We start from the raw sequence: 1,911 nt of genomic DNA, 5'->3' as shown, positions 1-1,911 counted from the left end.
CACAGGACCGTTCGCCTCCATGGGACGGGTCCGGTCGGCGCTGGTCCTGGCTGGTCTCGGTCGTACGAGCGACGCCGCTGTCGAGTACCGGCGGCTGGATCCCGTCGCGGTCTGGCGGTTGCCCGCGTATCTCCGGCTCACCGCATGGACCCTGCGCCTTCGCGCGGCGGTCGCGTTGGCGATCCAGCCCGACATCGCGGCGTTGATCGAGCTGCTGACGCCCCACTGCGGGCTGCACGCTGGAGGCGGCCTCAGCTGCGACGGTCCCGTCGAGCTGGCGATCGCAACCGGCGCCGCGGCACTGGAGGACCTCGACGGCGCAGTGGGCGATCTACAGGCGGCGCTGGTCTGGAGCCGCGCGCAAGGCGCCCGCCCCTTCCTCGTCGAGACCATGGTCGAGCTCGCGGGTGTCCTCACCCGACGCGCTGGTCCCGGCGATCTCCAACATGCACAGACGCTGCTCGACGAGGCCGACCTGACCGCAACCGAGCTTGGCATGACACCGTTCGCTGCGCGAGTGCAGCGACTCCGCCCCGGTGTGCGCCGTGATCGGTCCGAACGGTCGGGGCTGAGTCCCCGCGAGACCCAGGTCGCACAGCTGGTCGCGCGTGGCCTGACGAACCGGCAGATCGCCGAGACGCTCGTGCTGTCGGAACGCACCGCCGAGAACCACGTGCAGCACATCCTGACCAAGCTGGGGCTCAGCAATCGCACTCAACTCGCCGCGTGGGTCGCCACGCGCTCGCCGAGCCCGGTTGAGTAGCGAGCTGAGTACTGCCCCCGACGCCCGCCGCGCTGGTGGTGCCTACGGTCAGCAGGCACGTGGTGGTGGTGGCGATCGGCCACCAGGACCGAAAGGCAGCAGCCATGTCCTACGCAATGGTCAGCCAGAACCACGGTGTCGACGTCAGCTGGCACCACACGCTCGAGCGCGAGCTCGGCGACGACCCCATCGACGGCCTCATCGCAACCTACGCCGGCATCGGCCCGGACGGCATGTGCGTCATCTCCGTCTGGGAGTCCAAGGCCCACGCCGACCGGTTCACCGCCGAACTGCTCGTGCCCACCCTCCGACGCCTCGGCGTCACCCCGGACCAGCACACCCGCCGTTCAGTCCTCGAGATCGAGCTCGACGACACCACGACCCGCCCTTGCCGCACAAGCACCGCCTACGCCTGACCGCGCGAGCCGCCACCGCGACCTCGCAGTCGCGGTGGCGGTGGCGGTCCACACGTGTGATCGCGATACCGCCCGTCAGCCAACCAGCGGGCAGCCCGGCTACCCCACGCCACCACGTCTGGGTCGCGGGGCGGCCCGGCGGCGGGTGGTCGTGAGGCCCTTGGCATGTTGTGTACACGAAGAGGTACACTGATGACATGTCGAAGACAGTGCCGGTTCGGGAGCTGCGGGCGCGACTTGCTGAACTGCTGGACGAGGTCGCGCATCGCCGGGAGCATGTGACGATCACCCGTCACGGGCGGCCGTCGGCGGTGCTGGTGCCCGTCGACGAGTACGAGGCGCTCGAGGAGACCGCGGACATCCTGTCCGACGAGGACACGCTCGAGGCGATCCGTCGGGGGCTGGACGACATTGCTTCCGGCGACGTGGTCACGCTCGACCAGGTCCGTAAGGATCTCGCGCGCCGCTCCGCGTCGTAGATGGCGCGGGTCGTCGTGGCGCGAGTGGCCAGCGCTGCGCACAAGGAGCTGGACCACCTGGTGGCAGAGGCCGTGCTCGACGCGCTCGGCGAGCTCGAGCGCGACCCGATGGTCGGGCATCCGCTGCGGGGTCGGCTGACCGGTCTGCGGTCCTACCGCGTCGGCGTGTACCGCATCATCTACCAGCTCCGCGACGAATCGGCGGTGCGGGTCGTGGCGATCCGCCATCGCGGTGACGCGTACACGTCCGACC

General features: G+C 70.1%; 4 protein-coding genes. All 4 read left to right on the top strand.

Annotated features, from left to right (window positions below; all coding sequences use genetic code 11):
- On the top strand, nucleotides 1-763 hold a 763-nt coding region (locus VK923_06270; protein HSJ44269.1), incomplete at its 5' end, for a LuxR C-terminal-related transcriptional regulator.
- A 104-nt stretch (nucleotides 764-867) separates the two neighbouring features.
- Nucleotides 868-1,179, top strand: a complete 312-nt coding sequence (locus tag VK923_06265; GenBank protein ID HSJ44268.1) for a hypothetical protein — start codon at nucleotides 868-870, stop codon at nucleotides 1,177-1,179.
- A 197-nt stretch (nucleotides 1,180-1,376) separates the two neighbouring features.
- Entirely contained in the window at nucleotides 1,377-1,658 is a 282-nt protein-coding gene (locus tag VK923_06260; protein ID HSJ44267.1) for a type II toxin-antitoxin system Phd/YefM family antitoxin, read from the top strand.
- A partial coding sequence (locus tag VK923_06255) for a type II toxin-antitoxin system RelE/ParE family toxin (protein HSJ44266.1) occupies nucleotides 1,659-1,911 on the top strand: 253 nt, incomplete at its 3' end. It abuts the gene before it with no gap.

The organism is Euzebyales bacterium (assembly GCA_035461305.1).
Taxonomy (GTDB): domain Bacteria; phylum Actinomycetota; class Nitriliruptoria; order Euzebyales; family JAHELV01; genus JAHELV01.
The sequence above is the reverse complement of the archived record's forward strand: the minus strand, read 5'-3'. Positions and strand labels throughout refer to the sequence as shown.